This window comes from Aeromonas sp. S11(2024) (assembly GCF_041402345.1).
Taxonomy (GTDB): domain Bacteria; phylum Pseudomonadota; class Gammaproteobacteria; order Enterobacterales; family Aeromonadaceae; genus Aeromonas; species Aeromonas veronii.
This window is the reverse complement of the sequence record NZ_JBGLRC010000013.1, coordinates 14,493-32,515: the sequence shown is the minus strand read 5'-3', so window position 1 is coordinate 32,515 and position 18,023 is coordinate 14,493. Positions and strand designations below refer to the sequence as shown.

At 58.9% G+C, this 18,023-nt stretch carries 19 protein-coding genes; 3 read left to right on the top strand and 16 right to left on the bottom strand.

Annotation, left to right across the window (positions count from 1 at the left end; all coding sequences use genetic code 11):
- Positions 1 to 3 precede the first annotated feature (3 nt).
- Positions 4 to 993 carry a luciferase-like monooxygenase gene (locus ACB040_RS12385; RefSeq protein ID WP_371155006.1) on the bottom strand — a complete coding sequence of 330 codons (990 nt, stop codon included), beginning with the start codon at positions 991 to 993 and terminating at the stop codon, positions 4 to 6.
- A 305-nt stretch (positions 994 to 1,298) separates the two neighbouring features.
- Here ACB040_RS12385 and ACB040_RS12380 point away from each other — a divergent pair, with 305 nt between their 5' ends.
- Entirely contained in the window at positions 1,299 to 1,628 is a 330-nt protein-coding gene (locus ACB040_RS12380; RefSeq protein WP_019444893.1) for a hypothetical protein, read from the top strand.
- Positions 1,629 to 1,729: 101 nt separating this feature from the next.
- Positions 1,730 to 2,071: a hypothetical protein gene (locus ACB040_RS12375; RefSeq protein WP_108612192.1), complete on the top strand. Its 342-nt coding sequence runs from the start codon at positions 1,730 to 1,732 to the stop codon at positions 2,069 to 2,071.
- A 99-nt stretch (positions 2,072 to 2,170) separates the two neighbouring features.
- On the opposite strand, the gene ACB040_RS12370 is transcribed toward ACB040_RS12375, so the two are convergent.
- The 4 genes from ACB040_RS12370 to rplU form a co-directional block, all read right to left on the bottom strand.
- Complete coding sequence (locus tag ACB040_RS12370; protein WP_005339025.1) at positions 2,171 to 3,541, bottom strand: YjiH family protein; 1,371 nt, start codon at positions 3,539 to 3,541, stop codon at positions 2,171 to 2,173.
- A 366-nt stretch (positions 3,542 to 3,907) separates the two neighbouring features.
- Complete coding sequence (gene cgtA, locus ACB040_RS12365; protein WP_005339026.1) at positions 3,908 to 5,110, bottom strand: Obg family GTPase CgtA; 1,203 nt, start codon at positions 5,108 to 5,110, stop codon at positions 3,908 to 3,910.
- Between the two features lie 200 nt (positions 5,111 to 5,310).
- Positions 5,311 to 5,568 carry a 50S ribosomal protein L27 gene (rpmA, locus tag ACB040_RS12360; protein WP_005339028.1) on the bottom strand — a complete coding sequence of 86 codons (258 nt, stop codon included), beginning with the start codon at positions 5,566 to 5,568 and terminating at the stop codon, positions 5,311 to 5,313.
- Positions 5,569 to 5,585: 17 nt separating this feature from the next.
- Positions 5,586 to 5,897, bottom strand: a complete 312-nt coding sequence (gene rplU, locus ACB040_RS12355; RefSeq protein ID WP_005304210.1) for a 50S ribosomal protein L21 — start codon at positions 5,895 to 5,897, stop codon at positions 5,586 to 5,588.
- Between the two features lie 242 nt (positions 5,898 to 6,139).
- Between rplU and ispB the strand changes: the two genes are divergently transcribed.
- Complete coding sequence (gene ispB / locus ACB040_RS12350) at positions 6,140 to 7,111, top strand: octaprenyl diphosphate synthase (protein WP_005339034.1); 972 nt, start codon at positions 6,140 to 6,142, stop codon at positions 7,109 to 7,111.
- 81 nt (positions 7,112 to 7,192) lie between these two features.
- Here ispB and ACB040_RS12345 read toward each other — a convergent pair whose 3' ends face one another.
- The 11 genes from ACB040_RS12345 to ACB040_RS12295 form a co-directional block, all read right to left on the bottom strand.
- On the bottom strand, positions 7,193 to 7,381 hold the full coding sequence (locus tag ACB040_RS12345) for a DUF2065 family protein (protein WP_194496634.1): 189 nt from the start codon (positions 7,379 to 7,381) through the stop codon (positions 7,193 to 7,195).
- 106 nt (positions 7,382 to 7,487) lie between these two features.
- On the bottom strand, positions 7,488 to 8,372 hold the full coding sequence (hflC, locus tag ACB040_RS12340; RefSeq protein WP_005339038.1) for a protease modulator HflC: 885 nt from the start codon (positions 8,370 to 8,372) through the stop codon (positions 7,488 to 7,490).
- 3 nt (positions 8,373 to 8,375) lie between these two features.
- Positions 8,376 to 9,527: an FtsH protease activity modulator HflK gene (hflK, locus tag ACB040_RS12335; protein ID WP_005339041.1), complete on the bottom strand. Its 1,152-nt coding sequence runs from the start codon at positions 9,525 to 9,527 to the stop codon at positions 8,376 to 8,378.
- Between the two features lie 91 nt (positions 9,528 to 9,618).
- Entirely contained in the window at positions 9,619 to 10,905 is a 1,287-nt protein-coding gene (gene hflX / locus ACB040_RS12330) for a ribosome rescue GTPase HflX (protein ID WP_005339043.1), read from the bottom strand.
- Between the two features lie 63 nt (positions 10,906 to 10,968).
- Positions 10,969 to 11,232 carry an RNA chaperone Hfq gene (gene hfq, locus ACB040_RS12325; RefSeq protein WP_005339045.1) on the bottom strand — a complete coding sequence of 88 codons (264 nt, stop codon included), beginning with the start codon at positions 11,230 to 11,232 and terminating at the stop codon, positions 10,969 to 10,971.
- Positions 11,233 to 11,304: 72 nt separating this feature from the next.
- Positions 11,305 to 12,234, bottom strand: coding sequence for a tRNA (adenosine(37)-N6)-dimethylallyltransferase MiaA (gene miaA, locus ACB040_RS12320; RefSeq protein WP_082182310.1), 930 nt, complete (start codon positions 12,232 to 12,234; stop codon positions 11,305 to 11,307).
- Entirely contained in the window at positions 12,224 to 14,089 is a 1,866-nt protein-coding gene (mutL, locus tag ACB040_RS12315; RefSeq protein ID WP_338773839.1) for a DNA mismatch repair endonuclease MutL, read from the bottom strand. Before mutL ends, miaA begins: the two co-directional genes overlap by 11 nt.
- Positions 14,090 to 14,092: 3 nt before the next feature.
- On the bottom strand, positions 14,093 to 14,251 hold the full coding sequence (locus tag ACB040_RS12310) for a hypothetical protein (RefSeq protein ID WP_338773837.1): 159 nt from the start codon (positions 14,249 to 14,251) through the stop codon (positions 14,093 to 14,095).
- 16 nt (positions 14,252 to 14,267) lie between these two features.
- Positions 14,268 to 15,956, bottom strand: a complete 1,689-nt coding sequence (locus ACB040_RS12305) for an N-acetylmuramoyl-L-alanine amidase (RefSeq protein ID WP_338773836.1) — start codon at positions 15,954 to 15,956, stop codon at positions 14,268 to 14,270.
- A gap of 23 nt (positions 15,957 to 15,979) precedes the next feature.
- On the bottom strand, positions 15,980 to 16,453 hold the full coding sequence (tsaE, locus tag ACB040_RS12300; RefSeq protein ID WP_005339056.1) for a tRNA (adenosine(37)-N6)-threonylcarbamoyltransferase complex ATPase subunit type 1 TsaE: 474 nt from the start codon (positions 16,451 to 16,453) through the stop codon (positions 15,980 to 15,982).
- A gap of 10 nt (positions 16,454 to 16,463) precedes the next feature.
- Entirely contained in the window at positions 16,464 to 17,975 is a 1,512-nt protein-coding gene (locus ACB040_RS12295; protein WP_371155014.1) for an NAD(P)H-hydrate dehydratase, read from the bottom strand.
- Between the last annotated feature and the right edge of the window lie 48 nt (positions 17,976 to 18,023).

Sequence of the window (18,023 nt, the reverse complement as noted above, 5' to 3'; positions counted from 1 at the left end):
GGCTTACAGGCTCTGCATCAGCTCGGCGGCAATTTCAAAGGAGCGCAGTCGGGCCTGATGATCGACGATGGGCCCATTGAACATCAGCTCATCGGCACGGGTTTCCGCCAGCAGCGCCTTGAGGCCATGACGAACCTGCTCCGGGTTGCCCACCAGAGAGCGGGCCAAGGTCTGCTCCATCGCCATCAGCTCACGGGGAGACCACTCATCGCCAAGCTGGACGATCGGCGCGGGCAGCTTGCCCGCATCACCGCGATGAAGGCGCAAGAACTGCTGCTGCACGGTAGTGAACTGGAAGCGGGCCTCCCGCTCGCTGTCGGCGGCAATCATGTTGATGCAGACCACCGCATGGGGCTTGGGCCAACGAGCGGAGGGGCGATACTGGCTACGGTAGATCTCCAGCGCTTGCAGCAACATGGCGGGTGCGAAATGGGAGGCAAAACCGAACGGCAAGCCCATCGCCGCTGCAAGTTGCGCGCTGTAGAGGCTGGAGCCCAGCAGCCAGATGGGCAGATGCAGCCCCTGACCGGGCACCGCCTGCACCGCGCCTATCTCGTCGCCAAAGTAGCTCATCAGCTCACGCACATCGGCTGGGAAATCATCCACCTCACCGCTGCGCATACGTCGCAGCGCCCGCATGGTGCGCTGATCGGTCCCGGGGGCGCGGCCAAGGCCGAGATCGATGCGATCCGGATAGAGCGAAGCCAAGGTGCCAAACTGTTCGGCAATCACCAGCGGCGAGTGGTTCGGCAGCATGATGCCACCCGCGCCGATCCGCAGGGTGGTGGTGGCCTCGGCCAGATGGCCGATCAGCACCGAGGTGGCGGCACTAGCAATGCCCGGCATGTTGTGATGTTCGGCCAGCCAGTAGCGCTGGTAACCCCAACCCTCGGCATGGCGGGCAAGATCCCGTGAACGGCGAAACGACTCGGCAGGCACGGAACCTTCGGCAACAGGCACCAGATCGAGCACGGAATAGGGGATGGCAGACATGGGTCACTCCATTGATTTACAGGCCAGTAACAAGTTGGGCAATGTAGCATGGGATACCTGAATGAATCACTATCTCCTGCCACACTCTGCCTGCCAAGCGGCAGCAATCGAACGGAACAAATCTCAGGCAAGTATTGTTCGAACGATCATCCTGCTGGCCGCGCATGCACGGGGGTGGATCATATTTTCTTACATTTGCGGGCTGGCCTGAGCGCCCTCGGCTGGTTATAACGGTGCCCCTATAGCGAAGGGGGAGCAATAGACTCCCCCTCACTTTTTGTCACACCACACTGTTCAGGTTATCTATGTCAAAACATCTCGTTCTGCTGGGCGCACTGACGCTGTCCGGTTGCGCCCTGTTGTCTCCCCCCGCCCCCACCGTCACCCCGGTGCACCTTGCCGATACCAGCCAGCGCGGTTTCTACATCGAATGCAGCAGCATGAAAGCCTGCTTCCAGCAGGCCAACCAGACCTGCCCGCAAGGTTACAAGGAGACCGACCGCCGCCAGCAGACGCTCTACAGCACCCAGTATCTGGGGGGAAGCTATGACGACGAGAAGAAGGTCTACAAGGCAGCCAAGCCCTATCGCATCGCCAACACGGTCCACTCGCTGACCATCCAGTGTCCGATCTGAGCATAACGTCACGCAAACGCATACTGCGGCCGGTACGGGATACCAAGGCCCAAGCCGGCACGCTACCACCCTTTTCTTGTCCCACAGAGCACGCGCCTTTTATGTCACAGAGAATTGTCCTGCTGGGCAGTATATTGCTGTCCGGTTGCGCCCCCGCCACTGTCACTGAGCTCACCTCCGCAGATTCCTCGCTGCAACGATTCCAGATCGAGTGCAGTGCGCCGGATGATTGCCAGCAACAGGCAAGCTTGAGCTGTCCGCAGGGCTATCAGGAAACCGATCGCAGCCAGCATACCTTCACCAACGTTCAGATGAGCATGGGGGGCACCGACCCGATGAGGGGATTTAGCCCGAGCGTCCCCCAGATCAGCACCTTCACCATCCATACCCTTCTGGTGCAGTGTCCCCGCAAGCCAGCACAACTCCATCCGCAGGGACACTGATGAGCAAGGGCCCGCGTCATCCATCAAGCCCGGAGAAAAGAGGAAAAGCCATAAAAAAACGGTCAACCGAGGTTGACCGTCTTTCACTGCGCTGCGCCCTTAGAACAGCAGGTGTGCCACCCCGGCGATAACCGGCAAGGTGACCAGAGTGCGCAGCAGGAAGATAACGAACAACTCCCACAGCTTGACCGGGATCTTGCTGCCCAACAGCAGGGCGCCCACTTCCGACATATAGATCAGCTGGGTTACCGACATGGCGGCAATCACGAAGCGGGTCATGTCGCTCTCGATGGTCGAGGCCAGCACCGCCGGAATAAACATGTCGGCAAAACCGACCATGATGGTCTTGGAAGCCGCTTCCGCCTCCGGCAGTTGCAGCAGCTCCAGCAAGGGGACAAACGGGGCGCCAAGCCAGTTGAAGATAGGGGTATGTTCGGCCAGCATCAGGGCGCAGGTACCGATCGCCATCACCACCGGCAGCACACCAAACACCATATCCAGTGCATTCTTCACCCCTTCCCGCGCGACGGCACCGAGATCAGTCATGCTGTCAGCCTTGGTCAGGGCACGCTCGAAACCATAGCTCATTACGCTGTGCTGGTGCGGCACGGCTTCCTGCTTGCGGCACAGGGGAGTGCCATCGGCATAGATGTCCTTCTTCCAGCAGAGCGGTGGCAGACGCGGCACCACGATGGCGGCGACCACCCCCGCCAGACAGACGGTCAGGTAGAAGGGGACGAACATGTGCTCCAGCTTCACCTGGGAGATCACCACCAGACAGAAGGTGATGGAGACGGCAGAGAAGGTGGTGCCAATCACCGCGGCTTCACGCTGGGTATAGAACTTCCCTTCGTACTGCTTGCTGGTCAGCAGGATGCCGACGCTGCCATCGCCAAGCCAGGAGGCAAAGCAGTCCACTGCGGAGCGACCCGGCAACCGAAACACCGGACGCATGATGCGGGTCATCATGGTGCCGACAAATTCCAGCAGCCCGAAATCGAGCAACAACGGCAGCAGCAGGCCGGCAAAAATGAAGACCGAGAACAGCACCGGCAGCAGATCGTTGAGCACCAGTCCACCGGTTGCGCCGGAGTAAAGCACCTCTGGCCCCACCTGGAAGAAGGTCAGCAGCACGAAGATACCGCCCAATACCCGCACGCAGGCCCAGAAAGGGGAGACATTGAACAAGCTGTTGAGGAAAGGACGACGCACCAGAATCGCCGGCTTGAACAACCAGGCAATCACCGTCATCAGCATGGTGGTGGTGATCACCGCACTGACCATGGCGACCAGATAATCGGCAAAAACGCGCTGTACCAGCTTGGCCAGCACGGCCACCGGGATGGTGACGTTACCGTCATAGACGACCGGCGTCATGAACAGCAGGATCCCGATAAGTGACGGAACCAGAAACATCAACAAGTTACGGCGAGTATTGACCGCAGGTGCTTCGAGACTCTTTTCCAACATGATATGACTGCCCTAATGTTACTTTTCCCTAGCCCGGCCAACCTGCGTATTCATGCATTAACCGGCAAAACGGGCGCAAGAATACTCTAAAAAAATGCACAAACAAGCCCTTAAGGCAGAAATCTGCGCATAAATATTTCCACAGGCAAACCTTCCATTAAAACAATAAGATACAGCGGCGCATATCGATTCAATCGACATCGCCAGATAATTGTTTCGTCATTGTTAATTTTGGTGGGCAGTATAATCGGTTATCAGTAGCAGGCAATAAGTGACATCACAAATATACCTAATGAGTTGCTGCTCGATAGACATAAAAAAACCGGAGCCTGTTCAGGCTCCGGTTTTCAATGAGAGTGACAGGGATCAGTCACGGACGTAGATGACTTCAACGCCATCATCTTCGTCGTCATCCCAATCGTCATCATCAAGCCCTTCATCGAAGGCAAGAGAAGCAGCCAGTGCTTCCGCTTCAGCCTTGGCCAGCTGGTTCTTGTGGTAGTCGTCCCACTTGAACTCCACCTTCTCGATGGCGTCTTTGGCATCTTCCGCCAGCTGACGGGGCATGGTATCCAGCAGATCCAGAATGTCGTAGCAGACCTTCTTGGTGCCTTCCTTGCTGATGGCAGTGATGGCATAGACCGGACCTTCGTGGTTCAGGGCCGCCTTGACGCGATCCATCACCTCCTGGGCTTCTTCTTCCAGGATCAGGTCCATCTTGTTAAACACCAACCAGCGCGGCTTGCCAGCCAGTTCCGGGCTGTACTTCTCCAGCTCCTTGACGATGGTCACGGCATTTTCAGCAGGATCGGAGCCATCAACCGGGCAGATATCCACCAAGTGGATCAGCACGCGGCAGCGCTCGAGGTGTTTCAGGAAGCGGATACCCAGACCTGCGCCTTCGGCTGCGCCTTCGATCAGACCCGGGATATCGGCGATCACGAAGGAGCGGGAGTTCTCGCCACGCACCACACCCAGGTTCGGTACCAGGGTAGTGAAGGGGTAATCAGCTACTTTCGGGCGAGCTGCAGACACGGCGCGAATAAAGGTAGACTTGCCTGCGTTGGGCAGACCCAGCATGCCGACATCAGCCAGCAGCAGCAGCTCCAGCTTCAGAGTACGCACTTCACCCGGAGTACCATTACTCTTCTGGCGGGGAGCACGGTTGACGGAGCTCTTGAAGCGGGTGTTGCCCAGACCATGGAAACCACCTTTGGCAACCAGCAGCTTCTGCTCATGGTGGGTCAAATCCCCCAGCAGTTCACCGGTATCTTCATCGGTCGCTCGGGTACCGACCGGCACACGCAGGATCTTGTCCTTGCCGCGGCGACCGGTACAGTTGGCGCTCTGGCCATTCTCACCGCGCTCGGCAGCATGGAAACGCTCGAAACGGTAGTCGATCAGGGTATTGAGGTTCTCGTCGGCGATCAGATATACGTCGCCACCGTCACCGCCGTCACCGCCGTCCGGACCACCGTTGGGAATATATTTTTCACGGCGAAAGCTTACACAACCGTTACCACCGTCACCGGCATCGACTCGAATCTGGACTTCATCAACAAACTTCATAGGTAACCGTCACCTTAATTCGAAAAACCGATACGCAATTATAGTGGTACAGACCCCTGCGGGCGATACGCATCTTGCCAATCATGCCCGTCAGAGCCAAAGTCAGCTGCGTTCCGTTTTTTCGTCAACGACATCAGAAAGACGTCAGAAAAACAAAAGCCCCGCCTGTTGGCGGGGCTTCGGATCCTTGCGGTCCGTAATTACTCAGCAACGATGCTAACGTACTTACGATTCAGCGGACCTTTAACTTCGAACAGGATTTTACCAGTCGCGGTTGCGAACAGGGTGTGATCCTTGCCCAGACCAACGTTGGTGCCAGCGTGGAACTTGGTACCACGTTGACGAACGATGATGCTGCCAGCCAGAACTGTTTCGCCGCCGAAACGCTTCACGCCCAGGCGTTTAGCTTCAGAATCGCGACCGTTGCGGGATGAACCGCCAGCTTTTTTGTGTGCCATTTATCGGACTCCTCTAATTAAGCGCTGATGCCAGTGATTTTGACTTCAGTGAACCACTGACGGTGGCCCGCTTGCTTACGATGGTGCTTACGACGACGGAACTTGACGATAGTCACTTTCTCGCCACGGCCGTGAGCCACAACTTCAGCTACAACCTTGCCACCTTCAACGAAAGGAGCACCTACTTTAAAAGTGTCGCCTGCAGCAACCATCAGAACTTCGTTGAAGTCGATGGTAGCGCCAGTCTCAACGTTCAGCTTTTCCAGACGAACGATTTGACCTTCGGCCACACGGTGTTGTTTTCCGCCGCTTTGGAATACCGCGTACATTTGATTAACTCCGTAAAGGCATGTCTTTTGCTCAAGGCTAGACATGCGCAAAAACCTATAACAATGGGCGGGCATTCTACGCAAATCGATCTGCTCAGGCAAGGCCAATTTAGCAAAAAGTTTATTTTGTGCGCATATCTGCCGCCGTGGATAAACGCCTAACTGTAACCCATTGTGAAATCGTGTAGAATCCCTGCCATTACTAAAATCGCAGTTATTGCTGCTGTCACGTTACGAGACTTATGGACCAACAGACTATCCGTGCGCTCTGTGCCGCCGACATGACGGCGGTCAATGAACTGATCCTGGCCCGACTCCAGTCCGACGTTAGTCTGATTAATCAGCTGGGTTTCTACATTGTCAGCGCCGGTGGGAAACGGATGCGCCCCATGCTGACCGTGATGGCTGCGCGTGCGCTGGGCTATGAGGGTGAGGATCACCTGAAACTGGCCGCCATCATCGAATTCATTCACACCTCGACCCTGCTGCATGACGACGTGGTCGACGAATCCGACCTGCGCCGTGGCAGGGAGACCGCCAACGCCATGTTTGGCAATGCCGCCAGCGTGCTGGTCGGTGACTACCTCTATAGCCGCTCCTTCCAGATGATGGCCGAACTCTCCAACCTGCGGGTGATGGAGATCCTCTCGGATGCCACCAACACCATCGCCGAAGGGGAAGTGTTGCAGCTGATGAACTGCAACGATCCGGATACCACCGAAGAGAGCTACATGACGGTCATCTACTGCAAGACCGCCAAGCTGTTCGAGGCCGCCACTCGCCTTGCCGCCGTGCTGACCCATCAGCCCGAGCCCGTCGAGCAGGCCATGACCGATTACGGCAAGTATCTGGGCACCGCGTTCCAAATCATCGATGACGTGATGGACTACTGCTCCCAGAGCGAAGAGATGGGCAAGAACGTCGGCGACGATCTGGCCGAAGGCAAACCAACCCTGCCGCTGCTGCGTGCCATGGAAGTGGGCACGCCGGAAGAGCGCCAGCTGGTGCGCGATGCCATCGAGCACCGCAACGGCATGGAGCATCTTGAGCAGATCCTCGGCATTCTCGATCGTACCGGCGCGCTGGAGTACTCCCGCATGCGGGCCCGGGAAGAGGCAGACAAGGCCATTGCCGCTCTCGCCATCCTGCCGGACTCCCCGCACAAGCACGCGCTGGAAACACTGGCCCACATGGCCGTGCAGCGCAGTGCCTGAGTAAACGACATGGATGAAAAAAGAGGCCGTTGGCCTCTTTTTTATTGTCTGCTATCTGCTGAACTGTACATTGCGCGAGACTCAGCGACTCAGCATCCAGAGGATCACGCTACCCGCCACCACTAGCGAACCGCCGATACGGCGCAACTGCTCCGGTGGCTGCTCGCTCAGCAGCCGCAACATCTGCTGCCATGCTCTGGGCATCAACAACGGGCCGAGCCCCTCGAACAACAGCAGCAATCCCAACCCTATCAGCATGGATGTCAGCATCCGACCTCCTTCAATGCAACCAGCCCCCTGGGTCGACGGCTGGCATTGGCACCAAAAACAAAAAGGGTCTGACAATGCAGACCCTTTGAATGTGACCTCGTGGCGATTACTGCTTGGTGCCGTGAGGAGACTTGAGGTAACGGAAGAACTCGCTGTCCGGCTTGAGCACCATCAGGTCGTTGCCACCGGCAAAGCTCTTGCGATAGGCCTCCATGCTACGCACGAAGCTGAAAAACTCGGGGTCTTTCTTGTAGCTGTCGGCATAGATCTTGGCGGCTTCCGCATCCCCTTCACCACGCAGCTGGCGAGCGTTACTCTCGGCGTCGGCGATCATGACGGTCACCTTGCGGTCGATATCAGCACGCAGGATTTCAGCCTTCTCGCGACCCTGAGAGCGGTGCTCACGGGCGACTGCGGTACGTTCGGCACGCATCCGCTGGTAGATGGAGTTGGAGACTTCCACCGGCAGGTTGATCTGCTTGATCCGCACATCAACCACCTTGATACCGAGCTCGGAGGAGCGCGCCATCTTCTTCAGGGCATCTTCCATCACGGTACTACGTTCACCGGAGACGATGTCCTTGATGGTGCGGTTACCGATCTCGGAACGCAGACCGTTGTTGATCTTGCGCTTGAGCAGATCTTCAGCCTGCAGCTTGTTGCCACCACCGGTTGCCAGGTAGTACTTGGAGAAGTCCTCGATCTTCCACTTCACGTAGGAGTCGATGATCAGGTCTTTCTTCTCGGAGGTGACAAAACGGTCGGCCTGGCTGTCAATGGTCTGGATGCGGGCATCCATCTTGCGAACCTGGTCGATGAGCGGCACCTTGAAGTGCAGGCCCGGCTCATAGAGGCGGGGTTCACCGGAGTCAACCCGCTTCACCTTGCCAAACTGCACCACAATCCCCTTCTGACCTTCATCAACGATAAAGACAGAGGAGAAGCAGACCATGGCCGCGACAGCGATTGCACCAATAGCTAGCTTTTTCATCTATCAGTTTCTCCCTGAGCTGAAGCGGTCACCGCTACGCAGCGGCATTGTCGGGGTAGAGTTGGCACCCTCGTTGGAAACGGGGACCTGCTCTGTGACCGGGGCGACAGTGGCACGATCAGACTGGGCAGCCTTCGGCTTGCCAGACAGCTTGTCGAGCGGCAGGTAGATCATGCTGTTGTTGCCAGCCGGCATGTCGACCACCACCTTGTTGGCCTGCTGATAGAGCTCTTCCATGGTTTCCAGATAGATACGCTCACGGGTCAGCTCGGGGGCAGCCAGATACTGGGGCAGCAGCTCGTTGAAGCGAGCAACTTCACCCTGGGCTTTCAACACGATCTGGGATTTGTAAGCTTCCGCTTCCTGCTCCAGACGCTTCACCTGACCACGAGCCTTCGGCTCCACTTCACGGGCATAGGCTTCTGCTTCACGAATGAAGCGCTGTTCATCTTCCTGAGCGGAGATGGCGTCATCAAAGGCGTCTTTCACCTCTTCCGGCGGACGCGCCGGCAGGAAGTTGACATCGACGATCTGCAGACCCATCTGGTAGGGCTCGATAATGCCATCGATCACCTGCCAGGTCTCCTGACGCACCTTCTCACGACCGGTAGTCAGGACGTCATCCATCCGGGTATGACCCACCACGTAGCGCAGGGCGCTATCGGTGGCCTGACCCAGACTCTCGTCGGCATTGGTCACGCTGAACAGATACTGCTCGGGATTGACGACACGGTACTGCACGTCCATCTCGACCCGTACCACGTTCTCATCCTGAGTCAGCATGAAACCGGAGGCAGGCAGGGAGCGCACGGACTCGACGTCCACCGGGATCACCTGATCGATAAAGGTCGGCTTCCAGCGCAGGCCCGGCTCGACAATATGGGAAAACTTGCCAAACCGCAGCACGGCACCACGCTCCGCTTCGCGAATGGTGTAGAAGCCGCTGACGACCCACACCACCACAGCCACAACCAGCGCGATGGAGATACCAAAGCGACCTACATCGCCGCCAGATTTGCCGCCACCAAACAAGCCACCGAAACGGCGACTCACTTTGCGCAGCATTTCATCCAGATCAGGGGGTCCCTGATTCTTGCCGTTATTCCCCCAAGGGTCACGGTCTTTGCCGTTGTTACCAGGCTCATTCCAAGCCATCAGCGTCTCCATTAATACATGCGGATGGATATCATCTCTATCGGGCCATCATACGTTGAGAAGCCCCTAAGGGGTCACCTTCATCGACGAATCAATGCCTGATAAAGCGTTGTAAACTCTCACCTTCCTGTTTCACGAGGCGGTTCCAGTCGGCCACTTGCAAGCGGACTTCCAGCACGAAATCACCCTCCTCGCTAAAACCTTCCTGCTCAATCCCTTTCAGCTGATAGAGCGCACTGCGCAATCTCGCGGCAGAAGGAGGCAACTGCAGGGTGTGATGCACCATGGAGCCAGCCAGCAATTCGGTCAGCGCCGTAAACAGATGCTCACAACCTTCACCAGTCTGGGCCGACAACCAGACGCGCAACGGGCGCCCCTCGTCATCTCGCTCCAGACCTGCCGGACGATCCGCCAGCTTGTCGATCTTGTTGCAGATCATCAGCTGGGGCCTGTCATCGGCTTCGATCTCGGCGAGCACCTGCTGCACGGAGTCGATATTCTCCTGCATCTGCTCATCGGCACAGTCCACCACATGCAGCAGCAGATCCGCTTCACGGGTCTCCTGCAGGGTCGCCTTGAAGGCCGCGACCAGATCATGGGGCAAGTGTCGAATAAATCCAACTGTATCCGCCAAAATCACATCACCCACATCCCGGATCACCAGTTTACGCAGGGTGGGATCCAGAGTTGCGAACAATTGGTCGGCAGCATACACGCTGGCAGCTGTAAGTTGGTTGAACAAAGTGGACTTTCCGGCGTTGGTATAACCAACCAGTGACACCGTCGGCACTTCGTTGCGGTTGCGGGCGCGGCGTCCCTGCTCCCTCTGCTTGGCCACCTTGTCGAGCCGACGCAAAATCGCCTTGATGCGTTCCCGCAGCAGACGTCGGTCAGTTTCAAGCTGGGTTTCACCCGGGCCACGCAGACCGATCCCGCCCTTTTGACGCTCAAGGTGGGTCCAGCCTCGCACCAGACGAGTGGAAAGATGGCGCAACTGGGCCAGTTCGACCTGCAGTTTACCTTCGTGGGTACGGGCGCGCTGGGCAAAGATATCGAGGATCAGGCCGGTTCGATCCACCACCCGGCACTGGAACAGACGCTCCAGATTGCGCTCCTGGGCAGGGGTCAGGGCATGGTTGAAGATGACGACGTCGGCATCCAGCATCTGGACTTGGGACGCGATCTCTTCAGCCTTGCCGCTACCGACAAAAAATTTGGCACTGGGCGCACTGCGACTGGTGGTAATTACCCCCAGCGCATTGACTCCGGCCGAGCTCACCAACATCTTGAGCTCTTCCAGATCCTCCCGCTCACCCTCATCACTGAAGTTGACATGCACCAGAACGGCCTGTTCGCCAGCTTCATAACGGTCAAACAAGCGCTTGCTCCTTAACAGGAATCATGATGAATCTGAGTTGGCGAGTCGACTCGCCCAGGGGTATCACGCCTCGGCATCACCCTGTTCATCAGCCGCGCCACCCGGAGTGGGCTGGTGATGATTGACGGCACGGGCCGGTACGACAGTCGAGATGGCGTGCTTGTAAACCATCTGGCTCACGGTGTTTTTCAGCAGGATAACAAACTGGTCAAAAGACTCGATCTGACCTTGCAGTTTGATGCCGTTCACCAAATAGATAGAAACAGGAATCCGCTCACGGCGCAGCGCATTCAAAAACGGGTCTTGGAGAGATTGCCCCTTAGCCATTTTTCTTTTCCTTATAGTTTGTTGTTTTTAAACACCGAATATCAATATAACAACCTGATTATACAGGGAGTGTCAAGCCGCACCAGCGCGAGCAAGCACGCGGTCGAGATTGCCAGACTCACCAGATTCCAACCAGGTCACATCGGGCCAGCCGCGCAACCAGGTCATCTGTCGTTTTGCCAATTGGCGTGTGGCAACAATGCCACGATAACGCATCTCATCATACCCCACTTCACCGCACAGGTAGTCCCACATTTGGCGATAACCCACACAGCGAATGGAGGGGAGATCCGGGTGCAGATCGCCGCGCGCCATCAGCGCACGAACCTCCTGTTCAAAGCCGCCTTGCAGCATCTTGTCAAAGCGTTGTTCGATCCGCTGATGCAGCACGGCGCGATCGCTCGGGGCGATGGCAAACTGCTGCACCCGATAGGGCAAGCCCTCCCCCTGCACCTGCGTCAGCTCGGTAAGGGTCTTGCCGCTGATGCGGTAGACCTCCAGCGCCCGGGAGAGTCGTTGCGGGTCATTGGGGTGGATCCGCGCACCGGCCACCGGGTCGATGCGCACCAGCTCATCGTGCAGCGCCTGCCAACCGAGGCGGGCAGCCTCTTCCTCAATCCCGGCACGAATGGCGGGATCGGCAGAGGGCAGCGGGGACAATCCCTCCAGCAGCGCCTTGAAATAGAGCATTGTGCCGCCCACCAGCAACGGAATGCGGCCACGGTCGGCGATCTCTTTCATCTCCCGCAGGGCATCCTTGCAAAAATCGGCAGCCGAATAGCTCACAGCGGGATCAAGAATATCGATCAGCCGGTGCGGGGCACGTGCCAGTTCATCGGCGGTCGGCTTGGCCGTACCTATATCCATGCCGCGATAGATCAGCGCAGAATCGACGCTGATGATGTCGCAAGGCAATGCCTGGCACAGTTCAATGGCGAGATCCGTCTTGCCGGAGGCCGTCGGCCCCATCAGAAAAATTGCGGTCGGCAAGTCACTCGCCATGTTCAAACTCCTCCAGCACGGTCACCAGCGAAAGGGGGCGCACCATGCGAATGTCTGCCAGTTGGTCACTGAAATCGGTCACAAGTTCCGTCAGCAGACGACTGGCAGTTGAAAAATCGTATATCTTCTCGCGGCTTATCCCCTGCTCCACCAGCCATTGGCATAATACTTCAGCCTGCTGACCAGCATCACTGTCAGATCCGCCCTCGATAATTTGCAGCAATTCGGGTAACAGACGAACCAGATCGGTCTGGCGCAGCAGAGCCGGCACCCGAGTCAGGATCATGGTGTCACGCCCCCCGCTTTTCAACTCTAGCCCCATCCGTTTCAGCAAACGCTCCTGCTCGGTCACCAGCGCGATCAAATTCTTCGGCAATTTGAAGGAGACCGGCAGCAACAGCGGCTGGGCCGCCAGTCCCTGGCCCCAGGTCTCCAGCAGCCAGTGGCGCAGCAGCACCCGCTCGGCGCGTACCAGCGAGAGCAGGGCCAGCTGATTATCCCGCTCGATCAACAGGTAGGCCTGCTCCACCAGTGTCAGGGCGCGACATCCCCCCTGTTTGGGTGACGGCACTGGATCAGTGGGCTGCGCAGGAGCAACCTCAGCTGCTATAGGCAGCGTAGTGAGCAGAGCGCCCATGCCGCGCATCGCCTCCCGACTGGGGGGCTCGGGCGGTTGATAATTACTGGCTCGGCCAGCCCCACTGCCCCCCTCCCGCACCTGTGCAGGTGCCCGGTAGCTGTGCTCGGCACCGTACCATTCGGGACGTGGCGCCTGACCGGGATATTCAATCTGCGGACTGACCGGCAACTCGACCAGGGTTTCGGCCAGCGGCGCGTCCTGATGAGCGGCGCTGACTCCTTCGCGGCGCAGCGCGGTAAACAGCGCCTGAAAGATAAAGTCGTGGATGAGCCGCGCCTGATGGAAGCGCACCTCATGCTTGGCCGGGTGGACGTTGACATCCACCTGACGGGGATCCAGCTCGATATAGAGCACATAGGCGGCGAAGCGGTCGGGAGGCAGCAACTCGTCATAGGCCTGACGAATGGCGTGGTTGATGAGCTTGTCGCGCATCATCCGGCCGTTGACATAGGTGTATTGCAGATCGTTTTGCGGTCTTGCCCCCTCCGGAGTCGCCAACCAGCCCCACAGCCGCACATCGCTGTGCTCGCTCTCCACCGCCAGCGCATGGTGCATGAAGGGAGTGCCGCAAACGGCGGCAAGACGTCGCTCCTGCTCCGGCACGGTATTGGCGAACTTGTACTGGCGCACCACCTTGCCATTGTGGCGCAGGATCAGGGTGGCATCGAAGCGGGAGAGCGCGATGCGGCGCACCAGCTCGTCGATGTGGGCAAACTCGGTCTTTTCGCTGCGCATGAACTTGCGCCGCGCCGGGGTATTGAAGAAGAGATCCACCACCTCCACCGTGGTGCCCACCGGATGGGCCGCCGGCTTGATGGTGACGCTCATTTCGCGCCCTTCCGCCTGGGCTTGCCAAGCTTCGGACTGATCTGCAGTACGGGAGGTGAAGGTGAGACGGGAGACCGAGCTGATGGAGGCGAGCGCCTCACCACGAAAGCCGAGGCTGTTGATCCCTTCCAGATCATCCAGCGTGGCCACCTTGGAGGTCGCATGACGCGACAGCGCCAGCACCAGCTCGTCTTTGGCGACGCCACAGCCGTTGTCACGGATGCGGATCAGCTTGGCGCCCCCCTTGTCGATGTCGATCTCGACCCGGTCGGCCCCCGCATCCAGGCTGTTTTCCACCAGCTCTTTCACCACAGATGAGGGCCGCTCCACCACCTCTCCGGCTGCAATCTGGTTAGCCAGAATGGGTGGCAAAATACGGATCGGCATCACTTACTCCTGAATTTCAATCTTGCGGATAGAGAGCCGCTCCACCACCTCTCCACCAACCGAAATCTGGTTAGCCAGAATCGAGGGCAATATACGGATCGGCATCACTTGCTCCTGAATTTCAATCTTGCTGATGGTATTCGCTAACAGCGGGAGCGGCATCGCTCGCTCCCGCGCGTCAGTTTTGCGGAATGTAGAGCACCTGCCCTACCTGGATATTCCGCGACTTGAGCTTGTTGATCTCTACCAGCCGAGCCTGACTCACCCCATGTTTCTCGGCAAGGCGGGAGAGACTCTCGCCCCGCTTGACCACATGGCGGATCATCTGCGACTTGTCGTCACTGCGAACGGGAGCAGCAGCGCGGCTCTGCCCTTGCTGGGGAATATAGATGGTCTGACCAATCTGAATATCCCGGCTGCGCAGCTGGTTGATCTCCACCAGAGTGGACTGACTCACTCCATGCTTCTCGGCAAGGCGGGAGAGGCTCTCACCCCGTTTGACCACATGGCGGAGCATCCGCGATTTGTCATAGTCGCCCACACTGCTGACCGGTGCACCGCTCTCCTGCGCTGCCGCCGAGTAAGGCTTGATCACCCCGGCGCCAGAGCCGCTCCCAGCACCGCCGTCGCGGGCGGTGGCGGGCATCTTGTTGGTCACTACCGGCTGCGACTGTGTCTGCCTGGGCTGGCTCACCGGCTGCCGGGCTACCGGTGCAGGGCGAGTAGCGGCAGGTTGGCTCACCTGCCCTTTGCCGGTCAGCATGGCCCCCTTGGTCGGGTGGGCGCGGTAGTAGTTGCGGATCCCCTCGAAGATGGCGCGGGCGAGCTGGTCCTGATAGCTGGCGGTGGCCAGTAGTTTCTCTTCCGCATGGTTGGAGATAAAACCGGTCTCCACCAGCACCGAGGGAATATCCGGCGCTTTCAGCACCGCCAGACTGGCATGCTCCGGTGCCTTCTTGTGCAGTCGGGCAACCTTGCCCATGGAGCGCAGGATCTGGCGGCTGACGTCGTACCCTTCGGCACGGGACTTGTCCATGGATAGGTCGAGGAAGGTCTGCGCCAGATAGGGATTGGGATCGGATTCCGCCAACACCTTGCCGACACCGCCCAGCAGCTCGCCCTGCTTCTCCTGCTTCTCCAGCCAGCTGCCCATCTCGCGGTTGGCACGGTTGGTCGAGAGGACCCAGACCGAGGCGCCGCGCGGAGTGGAGTTATGGAAGCTGTCCGCATGGACCGACACCAGCAGATCCGCCTTGGCCTTGCGGGCAATCTCGGAGCGCTTGTTGAGGTCGACGAAATAGTCGCCACGACGGGTCATCACGGCACGCATCCCCGGCTCGCGGTCGATCAGTGCCGCCAGCTTCTGGGAGACCGCCAGCGTCACCCGCTTCTCATAGGTACGGCGCGGGCCGATGGATCCCGGGTCTTCCCCGCCGTGGCCCGGGTCGATAGCAATCACCACCCCCTTGCCCTTGCCACCGACGGGCGTGGCTTGCACCGCAGCCGCCGAGCGCTTCTCTTCATAAGGGAGGTCGATGACCAGACGGTGGCCATAGGGCCCGGCTGGCGCCAACGGAAAGACCACCGGCTTGATGGCGGAGCTTAGATCCATCACTAGCCGCAGACCGCCCTTCTCCAGCGGAGTACTCTGGCGGATCTTGCGCACCAGTTCGCTGTTGTTCTCGATCCGCGCCAGATTGGCGGCGTTGCTCGCCCCTTTCAGATCGATCACCAGCCGATCCGGGCCGGTGAGGGTGAAATAGTTGAAGTTGGGGGCGCTGCTCATATCGAGCACCACCCGGGTGTTATCCGGTGATGGCCAGATTCGTACGCTCTTGAGCTGATTCGCCCAGGAGGGTAACGCCATCAAAGAGAGAGCAATAACAAGGATCAAGCGCACGTAGATGACAACCGTTCCAGAATGGCTTCGCCAATAGCAGTGCGGGCCTCTATCAGAACCTCGCGCTGCTCGCCTACATAAGTGAGGGTAATTTCCAGGTCGGGAGCCGGTAACCAGCCCTCGCCCTTCTCGGACCACTCCACCAGACAGAGAGTGTTGGCGGCAAAATAGTCCCGAATGCCCATGAATTCCAGCTCTTCCGGATCTGCAAGGCGATAGAGATCAAAATGGTAGACCTGCCAGCCATCGAGCTCATAGGGTTCGACCAAGGTGTAAGTCGGGCTTTTTACCTTGCCCTGATGGCCAAGGCCCTGCACCCAGCCGCGGGTCAGGGTGGTTTTACCGGCGCCAAGCGTGCCATGCAAAAACACTGTGGTCGCCTGCTGGCAAGCCTGTGCCAGACGGCCACCCAGTGCCACGGTTGCTGCCTCGTCCGGCAGTGTCATCATCAACTGTTTTGCCATGTTCTTCTTTTTAACTTGTAATGGTGTCGGGATTAACCAGTTTGCGGATCAGCGGCAGCAAGTCTGACGCCAGCATGCCCCGCTCGCCGTCAGCGGCGGCCTGATCTGCAGCCTCGCCGTGGATCACTGCGCCCAGCCAGCTTGCCATGGTGGCAGACCAGCCCTGGGCCAAAAGGGCGGCGATTATACCAGATAACAGATCGCCCATCCCGCCACTTGCCATGCCGGGATTGCCTTCACAACAGAGAGCGACCCGCTCGCCGTCATAAATAAGTGTTCCCGCCCCTTTTAACAACACCACACCGCCATAACGCCGCTGCAGCGCCTGCACGGCGGCAAACCGGTCTGTTTCAATCTCGGCAATGGTGCATCCCAGCAGGCGCGCCGCTTCGCCGGGATGGGGCGTGAGCACCCAATTATCCTGATGGCGGGGAGATTGCGCCAGCCAATTCAATCCATCGGCGTCCAAAACCAGTGGCAGCCGATCGGTGAGATAACGAGCGATTTGCGCTCTTCCCCACTCATCCTGACCGAGCCCGGGGCCAATGACCCGCACCGACGCCCACCCCTCGTCATCTGCGGTAGTGAGACTCATCAGTTCGGGTTGATAGAGGCTGACCGGCGGATGTTCCGGATGCTGACATACCCGCACCAGCCCGGCCCCCGCCCGCAGGCAGGCGCGGGCCGCCAGCACGATGGCCCCCTGCATGCCGCGATTGCCCCCCACCAGCAGTACCTTGCCATAAGAGCCCTTGTGGGAAGCGCGCGGGCGCGGGGTCAGCTGCGTGCAGAGCAGCGGATAATCGATACGCCAGGCGGCGGGCGAAATAGCATCATCTGGCGTCACGCCAAGGGGATCACAGTCGAGCTGGCCGACACAATCCACCCCGTCGCCGGTGAGCATCCCCTGCTTGATACCGATAAAGGTGAGGGTGCGAGTGGCCTGCACCACGGCCCCCATGGCACGGCCGGTATCGCCGTTGAGGCCGGAGGGGAGATCCACCGCCAGCACGGGCACAGCCAAGCCATTGATTGTTGCGACGATCTTTGTCAGTAGTGGCGAGAGGGACGTGTTGACGCCGGTGCCAAGCAGGGCATCGACCACCAGCTCCGGGGTGGAGTGCTGGTCCCCATAAAACTGTTCGGCCAGCCAGACCCGGCCACCGGTCGCCAGCCACTCATCGGCGGCCCGTCTGGCATCCCCCTTCAACTGGTCAGGTGCTCTGGCGGCAATCACCACCACCTCGATGCCAATCTGGCGGGCAAGGCGGGCCAGCACATAGCCATCACCGCCGTTATTACCGGGGCCGACGAAAATCCACCAGCAGCGACTGTCGGGCCAATGCAGAGTGGCATAGGTGCGGAGCGCGGCACCGGCTCGCTCCATCAGGGCATAGAGAGGTTGCCCCTCACGCGCGGCCCAGTTGAGCTCCAGTGCGCGGATCTGTTCAGTCTGCCACAACCCCTGTGGTAAACTGCTCCCCTCTTTTGTGCCCAACGCGCCCCTGATGACCTCTACCATGACGGCTCCCGCCTCTTATCAATCGACCCACGCCAGCAAACTCCGGCC

Bases quoted from the DNA above. Each gene is read 5' to 3' on its own strand.
- hflC (WP_005339038.1), bottom strand. From the start codon at position 8,372: ATGAAAAAGCTAGCTATTGGTGCAATCGCTGTCGCGGCCATGGTCTGC.
- miaA (WP_082182310.1), bottom strand. From the start codon at position 12,234: ATGGCGAGTGACTTGCCGACCGCAATTTTTCTGATGGGGCCGACGGCC.
- ispB (WP_005339034.1), top strand. From the start codon at position 6,140: ATGGACCAACAGACTATCCGTGCGCTCTGTGCCGCCGACATGACGGCG.
- ACB040_RS12295 (WP_371155014.1), bottom strand. From the start codon at position 17,975: ATGGTAGAGGTCATCAGGGGCGCGTTGGGCACAAAAGAGGGGAGCAGT.
- tsaE (WP_005339056.1), bottom strand. From the start codon at position 16,453: ATGGCAAAACAGTTGATGATGACACTGCCGGACGAGGCAGCAACCGTG.
- mutL (WP_338773839.1), bottom strand. From the start codon at position 14,089: ATGCCGATCCGTATTTTGCCACCCATTCTGGCTAACCAGATTGCAGCC.
- rpmA (WP_005339028.1), bottom strand. From the start codon at position 5,568: ATGGCACACAAAAAAGCTGGCGGTTCATCCCGCAACGGTCGCGATTCT.
- hflK (WP_005339041.1), bottom strand. From the start codon at position 9,527: ATGGCTTGGAATGAGCCTGGTAACAACGGCAAAGACCGTGACCCTTGG.
- hfq (WP_005339045.1), bottom strand. From the start codon at position 11,232: ATGGCTAAGGGGCAATCTCTCCAAGACCCGTTTTTGAATGCGCTGCGC.
- ACB040_RS12380 (WP_019444893.1), top strand. From the start codon at position 1,299: ATGTCAAAACATCTCGTTCTGCTGGGCGCACTGACGCTGTCCGGTTGC.
- ACB040_RS12375 (WP_108612192.1), top strand. From the start codon at position 1,730: ATGTCACAGAGAATTGTCCTGCTGGGCAGTATATTGCTGTCCGGTTGC.
- ACB040_RS12310 (WP_338773837.1), bottom strand. From the start codon at position 14,251: ATGCCGCTCCCGCTGTTAGCGAATACCATCAGCAAGATTGAAATTCAG.
- ACB040_RS12305 (WP_338773836.1), bottom strand. From the start codon at position 15,956: ATGGCGTTACCCTCCTGGGCGAATCAGCTCAAGAGCGTACGAATCTGG.
- ACB040_RS12370 (WP_005339025.1), bottom strand. From the start codon at position 3,541: ATGTTGGAAAAGAGTCTCGAAGCACCTGCGGTCAATACTCGCCGTAAC.
- cgtA (WP_005339026.1), bottom strand. From the start codon at position 5,110: ATGAAGTTTGTTGATGAAGTCCAGATTCGAGTCGATGCCGGTGACGGT.
- rplU (WP_005304210.1), bottom strand. From the start codon at position 5,897: ATGTACGCGGTATTCCAAAGCGGCGGAAAACAACACCGTGTGGCCGAA.
- ACB040_RS12385 (WP_371155006.1), bottom strand. From the start codon at position 993: ATGTCTGCCATCCCCTATTCCGTGCTCGATCTGGTGCCTGTTGCCGAA.
- ACB040_RS12345 (WP_194496634.1), bottom strand. From the start codon at position 7,381: ATGCTGACATCCATGCTGATAGGGTTGGGATTGCTGCTGTTGTTCGAG.